Source organism: Streptomyces sp. NPDC050636 (genome assembly GCF_040654775.1).
In the GTDB taxonomy this organism is placed as follows: domain Bacteria; phylum Actinomycetota; class Actinomycetes; order Streptomycetales; family Streptomycetaceae; genus Streptomyces.
In genome coordinates, this window is the sequence record NZ_JBFAIP010000172.1 from 1 (window position 1) to 7,786 (window position 7,786).

8 protein-coding genes are annotated in these 7,786 nt (G+C 67.7%); 2 read left to right on the forward strand and 6 right to left on the reverse strand.

Going from position 1 to position 7,786, the window contains the following annotated elements; genetic code table 11:
- The 6 genes from AB0I10_RS39460 to AB0I10_RS39485 all read right to left on the reverse strand — a co-directional run.
- A partial coding sequence (locus AB0I10_RS39460) for a hypothetical protein (protein ID WP_363157574.1) occupies positions 1–401 on the reverse strand: 401 nt, incomplete at its 3' end.
- A gap of 110 nt (positions 402–511) precedes the next feature.
- Positions 512–2,482 carry an amino acid transporter gene (locus tag AB0I10_RS39465; protein ID WP_363157575.1) on the reverse strand — a complete coding sequence of 657 codons (1,971 nt, stop codon included), beginning with the start codon at positions 2,480–2,482 and terminating at the stop codon, positions 512–514.
- Between the two features lie 204 nt (positions 2,483–2,686).
- On the reverse strand, positions 2,687–3,046 hold the full coding sequence (locus AB0I10_RS39470; RefSeq protein ID WP_363157576.1) for a hypothetical protein: 360 nt from the start codon (positions 3,044–3,046) through the stop codon (positions 2,687–2,689).
- A gap of 26 nt (positions 3,047–3,072) precedes the next feature.
- Positions 3,073–3,849 (reverse strand): GNAT family N-acetyltransferase, encoded by a 777-nt coding sequence (locus AB0I10_RS39475; protein WP_363157577.1) that lies wholly within the window; start codon positions 3,847–3,849, stop codon positions 3,073–3,075.
- Positions 3,850–4,059: 210 nt separating this feature from the next.
- Positions 4,060–4,869, reverse strand: a complete 810-nt coding sequence (locus tag AB0I10_RS39480) for an SDR family NAD(P)-dependent oxidoreductase (protein WP_363157578.1) — start codon at positions 4,867–4,869, stop codon at positions 4,060–4,062.
- Between the two features lie 361 nt (positions 4,870–5,230).
- Positions 5,231–5,425, reverse strand: a complete 195-nt coding sequence (locus AB0I10_RS39485) for a hypothetical protein (RefSeq protein WP_363157579.1) — start codon at positions 5,423–5,425, stop codon at positions 5,231–5,233.
- A 391-nt stretch (positions 5,426–5,816) separates the two neighbouring features.
- Between AB0I10_RS39485 and AB0I10_RS39490 the strand changes: the two genes are divergently transcribed.
- On the forward strand, positions 5,817–5,954 hold the full coding sequence (locus AB0I10_RS39490) for a hypothetical protein (protein WP_363157580.1): 138 nt from the start codon (positions 5,817–5,819) through the stop codon (positions 5,952–5,954).
- A 517-nt stretch (positions 5,955–6,471) separates the two neighbouring features.
- Positions 6,472–7,731 (forward strand): tetratricopeptide repeat protein, encoded by a 1,260-nt coding sequence (locus tag AB0I10_RS39495; RefSeq protein ID WP_363157581.1) that lies wholly within the window; start codon positions 6,472–6,474, stop codon positions 7,729–7,731.
- Positions 7,732–7,786 lie beyond the last annotated feature (55 nt).

Below are 7,786 nucleotides of genomic sequence, written 5' to 3' on the forward strand. Positions count from 1 at the left end.
AGCGGATTGGCTTCCAGGACGTGAGGGTCCAGTTCCAGCCACTGCCCGTGCGCATCTCGCAGGACGAGGTGTGTGGCGACGACGCCGTATCGCCGCACCGCAACCAGCGCGTCGGTGTGCACACGGCGCTCGCCCATAAGGCCCCGTACCGCCAGCCACCCTTCGCCTGCGGTCACGCGCGACGGGAGGAAGACGGCGAGGACCAGGGCCCCGAACAAGACCCAGAGCCCGGCGCGGGGCAGCGTGATAGTGCCCGATCCCCAGTCGAGCAGCATGATCAGACCGACGAACGCCAGGGAGTAGTGCAGGGCGCGCCGCACCTCCGCACGCCAGCGGCGGTCGACGGCTGTGCCCGGCCGCCCGGCGCGCGTCGCCGCGGCAGGAGCGGTTCGCCGTCCCATTTGGCTGACACTAGGCAGCTTGTGACTGGGTGTCGGCTCTCCTGACCTCTCCCTGATGTCGTGTCGCACATCTTTGTCGGGCTCTTGACGGGGAGTGGCTGTGTGCGCGTTCAGCCGACGTGGACGCGGGGGCGGCGCTCGCGGTCGGGTTCGGCTTCGCGGAGGACCTCGCGGGTGACCGGGGCGACTTCGCCCTGTCCGAAGAGGAAGAAGCGGAGGAACTGGGCGAGGGGGTTGCCTTCGGTCCACTCGAAGTAGATGTGCGGCCGGGCTCCTGTGGTGTCCCGTACGTGCAGCAGCAGCGCGGCCAGTGCGTTGGAGACGGTGGAGCTCTCCAGGCGGAGCACGCGGTAGCGGCCGTGCATCACTTCGCCCCGCACCCGCAGCTCGCTCTCGAATTCCGAGGGGTCGCCGAGCGTGACCTCGACGAAGATGAAGTCCTCGGACTCCGGAAGGTCATTGTCCGTACGGATCTGCCGGAGCTTGTCGCGGTATTCGGCAACGTCGCGCGCGTCGGGTTCGTTGGCGATGAAGCGGACTTTGCGATGGGCGATGTCACGGATGAACCGCTCGGCCATCTCGTCGAGCACGACGCTGGTGACGCGCAGTTCGAAGGCGCGGACGAGGCGGGAGAGGAACGACAGCAGGATGATGCCGGCGATGAAGCAGGCACCGATCTTCACTCCGTCCGGCCGCTCGATCACGTTCGTCACGGTCGTGTAGAGGAACACCACGGAGATCACCGCGAAGCCGATCATCCAGCCGCGCTCTTCGGCCCGCCGCGCGGCGATGGTCACGGCGATCGCGGCGGAGCTGATCAGCACCAGGACACCGGTGGCGTAGGCGCCGCTCTGGGCGTCCACATCGGCATGGAAGATCCAGGTCACCAGGAAGGCGACAAGGGTGAAGACGAGCACCATCGGGCGCACCGCCCGCGCCCACCGGGGTGCCATGCCGTAGCGCGGCAGGTACTGCGGCATCAGATTGAGCAGACCGGCCATGGCGGACGCGCCGGCGAACCACAGGATGGCGATGGTGGCGATGTCGTAGACCGTGCCGAAGGCCGAGCCGAGGTACTCGTGGGCCAGGTAGGCCAGGGCCCGCCCGTTGGCCTCGCCGCCCGCCTTGAACGCGTCCTCCGGGATGAGCAGTGTCGTCACAAAGCTGGTGAGGATCAGGAAGACACTCATGATCACTGCAGCGGTGGTGAGTAGCTTCTTCGTGCCCCGGATCCGCCCCGTGGGACGCTCTTCGGTGTCGCCGGGGTCGCCCTCGACATGCGGCATCACCGCGACACCCGTCTCGAACCCGGAAAGTCCGAGTGCCAGTTTGGGGAAGACGAGCAGCGCGACCCCGACCATCGCCAGCGCATTGCCGTGCTCGGTGGTCAGCGCCTGGGACCAGTCGGTGACGACATGCGGCGCGGTGGCCACGTGCCACAGTCCGACGACGACCACGGCAACGTTGAGCCCGAGATAGAGGGCCACCAGGGCGACCGCTACCCCGATCGCCTCCAGGAAGCCCTTGAGGAAGACCGCGCCGAGCAGGGCGACCAGGATCAGGGTGATCAGCATCTGTTGGTCGTGCAGGGCGCTGCTGACGTGTGGGTTTTCCACGAGGTGGGTGGAGGCGTCGGCTGCCGAGAGGGTGATCGTGATGAGGAAGTCCGTGGCGGCGAAGCCGAGCAGGGTCAGGACGAACAGTTTGCCTTGCCAGAAGGCCAGCAGCCGCTCCAGCATCGCGATCGACCCCTGGCCGTGCGGGCTCTCCTTTGCCACCCGCCGGTACACCGGCAGCGCGCCGGCGAGCGTCACGATGACCAGGATGATGGTGGCGACCGGCGACAGCAGGCCCGCGGCGAGGGCGGCGATGCCTGGCTGATATCCGAGGGTGGAGAAGTAGTCCACACCGGTCAGGCACATCACCCGCCACCAGCGCTGCCCCTGATGGGCGCTCTGGGGCCCGGCGTGCGGACCGGGGTGGCGCTTGGCCATGTCGGTCAGCCCCTCCAGCATCCACGCCCGCAAGCGATGCCTTACGGCTGCCCCGGACGAGGAACCGGCAGGGGCGGAGGCGGCCATCGTTGTGCTCCTGTCGTACCGCGAAAAGATCCAGCCATCTACGCGATGGCCACGCTACGTAGGCACGGCGTATTCGCCTTGGTGCTCGTCATAACGTTCGTCAATATGGCGGCCTCGTGTCCCCTGAACGGTGGCCAGTGGGCCATGGGCACGACGGAGCGGAGAAGCACGGCGGTATGGGCCGGTCCTGTGCAGGGCGTGGCCTCAGGGCTTGGCGGCCGAGGTACGCAACATCAGATGACACGGGTGCTCCTCGCCGCCCCGGAGGAAGGTGAGCCGTATACGGATCTCACATGCCTTCGCCGCCAGGGCGGGCTGTGCGGAGATGCTGCCGCTGGTGTGCGTGCCGTCGCCGGCGGCTCCGTACGCTCCGCCCCAGTGGAAGTACTCGTTGCCGACGTCGTCCATGGCCTCAAGGGCCAGGAGCACGGGGCTGTCGTCGGCCGCGTCCGGCAGGGCCGGCGTGATCGTGTAGTGGAGGGTGAAGGAGCCGTCCCGCCGTTTCAGGTCGTGGGCGCTGTTGAGGATCTTCACCGAGGCGAGGGGGGTGCGGTGCGGCTTCATGGTGGCTCCTCGTTGTCGGGTGGTGTTCAGGCGGTGAGCTCGGCGATGCGGCGCGCGGGTTGTCCGGTGAGGTAGTGGACGTACTCGTGTTCCAGGCGGAAGCCGGCGTGCCAGGCGAGGAGCCGGCTGGGGCGGTTGTCGCGGGAGCAGGTCCAGCTCGGCGTGTGGCCGCGGGCGGCGATGTCCTGGCACAGGGCGGTGACGCAGGCCAGGGCGAGGTGCTGGCGGCGGTGTTCGGGGACGGTCATGCAGGCGACGTCCTCGTATGTGCTGCCGCGGAAGTACGTGCAGGCTATGCCGAGGATGCGGTCCTTTGCGAAGGCCGCCCATCCGTGTCCGGAGGCGGCGAGACCTGCCGGGCCGCCCCAACTGGCGTGAATCCACGCCGCGTCAGCGCCCAGCGCAGCGACTGCCGGAGCGTCCTCGGGAGCCAGCCGACGCACCGTCACACCACGGGGCGGGCGCGGAGGCGATACGGGGACGTGGTGGACGTACGCCATGCGCTCCCATGGCACGAGCAGATCGAAGGCGCTGCCCAGCAGCGGCAGAAAGCGTGCCGGGGCCTGCACATAGTGCGAAGTGAAAGGGGCGAGCGCGATCGGGGCCAGGGCGGTTGGTTCGCCGCGGAGCAGCAGGTGGTCGGCGCAGGCTACGGCGATGGTGCGGGGATCGACGGCGCGGTCGGCCCACCAGCGACCGACTCCCGGGACCAGCGCGTGTTCGGCCAGCGCTTTCGCCCCAGGGGGCCCGGCAGCGAACCAGTGGGAGAGGGCGGGGACTTGGTCGGGGGAGAGTTCGATCACGGAGACTCCTTGTAGCGGTCGCGGGGGGCGCCGAGCGGGGCGGCCCGGGTGGGGCCGCCCCGCTCGGTGGTTCAGCTCTGTCCGGCCTTGCTGCCGTGGTTGGCCTTCTTCTTGCGGCGGGCTCTCTTCTTGCGGGCGCGCTTGGACATAGGCGCATGGGCCTTTCGTTGTCGGGAGGCCGCCTTGCCGTTCTTCAGGCGGTGGTGTTCTTCAGGCGTTGTGGCCGACGAGCTGGTCGGCAAGCTTGTTGAGGCGCTTGACGGTGCGGTCCTCGGTGGCGGCGGGCGCGGGGTCGACGCGCTCGTCGCGGTCGTAGTAGGCGCCGTTGACGATCTCGGTGGCCGGGTCGCAGAGGCCTACGACATGGGCGGCGCCTTCTGCCGCGGACGCACCGCTGTTCGCGTAGAGCGAGAGCAGTTCCGTCTCGCAGATGCCCGGGTGGACGGAGACCGCCGTCACGCGGGGGTCGGCGGCGAAGACGGTGAGCGCGAGCTGCGACTGGGCGTAGGCCGCGAGCCGGGAGTAGCGCCGGGCGCGCTGCGGGTCGCTCCACTGGATGGAGGCGGTGCGGTGCAGCGACGACGACACATTGACGACCCGGCCACCCGGCTCGCTGGTGAGCGCGGGCTCCAGGAGGCAGGTCAGCAGGTAGTGGGCGAGGAAGTTGACCTGGAAGGCGATCTCGTTGCCGTCGGCCGTGACGGTGTGTCGCTCGGGGGCCGCCATGCCGGCGTTGTTGACCAGGACGTCCAGGTGGGGGTGTTCGGCGACGACGCGTCGCGCCATCGTCTCGACCTCCTCCAGGTGCGTGAAGTCCGCGGCGAATCCGCAGAGTTGGGCGGCTTCGATGCCCGCGGTGGCGACGAGCTTGTCGGCCGCGGCCTGCGCGTCCTCGGAGGTGCGGCCGTGTACGAGGACGGTGGCGCCGCGTTCGGCGAGCTGCCGGGCGGTCTCATAGCCGATGCCGGAGGTGGCGCCGGTGACCAGGACGATACGGGAGGAAAGGTCGAAGACGGACATGATCCAATCCGGGTTGGGAGAAAGGGAACGGGCACGCCAAGCGGGCCTGTATCCGGGCCTGGGGCATGCTGAGGTACACAAAGAGGGCGCCGCGTCAGGTCACGGCGCCCTCTTGGGATGCAGGAGACGTCTCAGCGCGAGGCGGAGGTCTCCGGGCAGCGCGGCGCACGACACGGAGCCACCGGATGAGGCGGACGGTCGAGCAGAAGCCAGTCGCTGTTCACATCACCCATCAAATGCCGTGCCGCACCCGGCTTCAAGAGAGCTTCCCAGCTCTTGACGCACCCCTGATGAGCTGGGCTTCGATCGGTGATGAGTGCAGATCGGCCGACGTGATGGTCAGGGAGTGGGGAGTCCTTGCTCATCGGCTCGCCACCGCGACAGCGAGCACAATCACGGGGGCGAGCAGCACGACGACGGCGCCCCCGGCGATGAACGCGCGCTCCAGCCCCGGGCGTTCCAGGCCGAGGACAACGACAGTGCGTGGATCGGCCGGATCGTAAAGGACGAACACGCGGTCGCCGTCGTTCAGCCGGCGTCGGTGGGTCGGGGCCACGGGACAGACAACGGTCTACTGGCAGCGGATGACCCGCCGACCTGCGGAGATCTTCGTCAACTAGCGCTATGACCTGCACTGTTGTGCGGAATCGAGAGCCCTTCGCGTCCTGGTCCGTCCCGCGCTGAAACTCCCTGAAAGCTCCCTGGTTTCGTGCGCGAGCTCCCTGGAATCTCCCTGGGGTGAGGGTTCGACCGGGGAGTTTCGGGGCCCTGACTTGGCCGTATGGCGACCACGCTCTGTAACTGTTGAGGGAAGCATGGTGCCGACCTGACCGGATTGCTCACGAGCTCAGCGGTCGCGATTCCTGTTGCGCCCTGATTCGGAAGCGATGGAGAGTTGCCTTTACGACGGGCCGTCACGTCGGTCGCCGGAGCCTTGTTGGGAAGTCATGACCGACGACGCCCTGTCGCAGTCGCTCGTACGCGACGCGACCACTCTTACGACCTGCCCGGCAAGCGGCGAGGTGGCGGTGGTCTCCCTCGCGGCCGAACAGCGACTCTCGATCACCGACGCCGAGACCCCGTGAACGGTGGTGGGGTGGGTGAACCCTCCACGCGGCCCACCTCGGTTCTTCTACAGTCCGTGTCACGGGATGGTGACTTCTTGGAGGTGCGGTTTGAATCCGGTGGTTGCGGCGGCGGGGACTGCGTTGGTGCCGGCGATGGCGACGGACGCCGGGCAGCAGGCCCGCGTCGCGGTGGTTCGGTTATGGCGGCGAGCCCGTCCGGAGCAGGCCGGGACGGTTGCAGGAGAGTTGGAGGAGGTCCGACTCGAGGTGATGGCTGCCAGTGAGGCTGGGGACAGCGATACCGAGCAGGCGTTCGCCGGGCAGTGGCGGCTGCGGTTCCAACAGCTGTTACACGAGGACCCGCACCTGGCCGAGGAACTGCGGCGGCTGTTGGACGAGGAGCTCACTCCTACTTGGCTTGTCGGTAGCCGCGCACAAGCTGCGCTCCCGTCCCACCTGGACGCTCGCTTTTTACGCCGCTCGACTCCGGAGCGAGCACGGCCGCCTCCGGGAACTGTCCGTTGGCGACCGAGCCGTGGCTGCAGCGCTCGCGCTCTCGTACGCGCCCCTTCCCGAACCGCATCGACGTCTCTTCCGCCTCTTGGCATCGCATCCCGGGGACACGTACACGCCGCATTCCGCAGCCGCTCTGCTTGACGCCTCCCCGCAGGAGACCGAGGAGGTCCTCGAGGACCTGCTCGATCAGTACATGGTCCAACAGCGCGAGCACGGCCGCTATCACATGCACGACCTCTTGAGGGCCTTCGCCCGCACGTGCGCCGACACCGAAGATGCTCCCGAAGCCACGTGCGCAGCAGTAGAGCGGCTGGCCTGCTGGTACCTCGTCACGGCGGATACGGCTCGCCGGCTCCTCTTCCCAACCGATCCGGAACGGACATTCGAGGCGGTGGCCGAACCGCGTCACCCGCTTCCAATGACAGATCATGCGCAAGCACTGAGCTGGTGTGAGGCCGAACGGAAAGCGCTGACCGCTCTCGTGCGAGCCACGGCCAAAGCCGGGCTGGACAACCTCACCTGGCAGATACCTTGGATACTGTTCTCCTTCTTCCGACTCCGCGGTCACTACGGCGATTGGGTCTCCACTCACCTGCTCGCCTTGGAGGCGGCAGAGCGCCTGGATCACCCGGCGGCCCGCGCGAACACGCTCAACAACCTCGGGCTGGCGTACTGGCGACTTCGTCGCTTGGATGACGCGATCGCCTGCTACGAGCGGGCTCTGCCCCTGCACCGTGCAGTCGGTAACCAAGTAAATGAGGCGAATTCTCTTACCAACCTCGGCCTTGTCTACTGGCAACTGCAGCGTTATGACGAGGCGATCTCGTGCCACCGGCGAGCGCTCCACCTGCGCTGGGAGACCGGCGACCGCCAGGGTGAAGGCGCCACGTTGAATAACCTAGGGCTTGTCTATGTTGAGATGGGGCTGTGTGACGAGGGCCTGGTTTACTACCAGCAGGCACTGCTGCTTCGCCAGCAGACTGGTGACCGGCGAGGCCAAGGCATCACGCTGGACAACATGGGCATCGCTTACCGCGACACTGGGCTACTCGCCGAGGCTCTCACCTACCTACTCCAGGCGCTGGATATTCGCCGGGACGTAGGTGACCGCGATGGTGTCGCCAGCACGCTGAAGAGCCTCGGTGAGACCTACCTGCGGGCCGGAGACACGGCGAGGGCGAGAGCTTGCTGGATCGAGGCCGCAGCTCTCTATGACGTCTTGGGTGCCCCAGAGGCTGCTGAGGTCCACAGTCGGCTTTCCGCCATTGATACGACTTGATGGGGCGGCCATCGTCCTGGAGCGGGTACTCGAAGCACCGGTCTCCTAGATACGC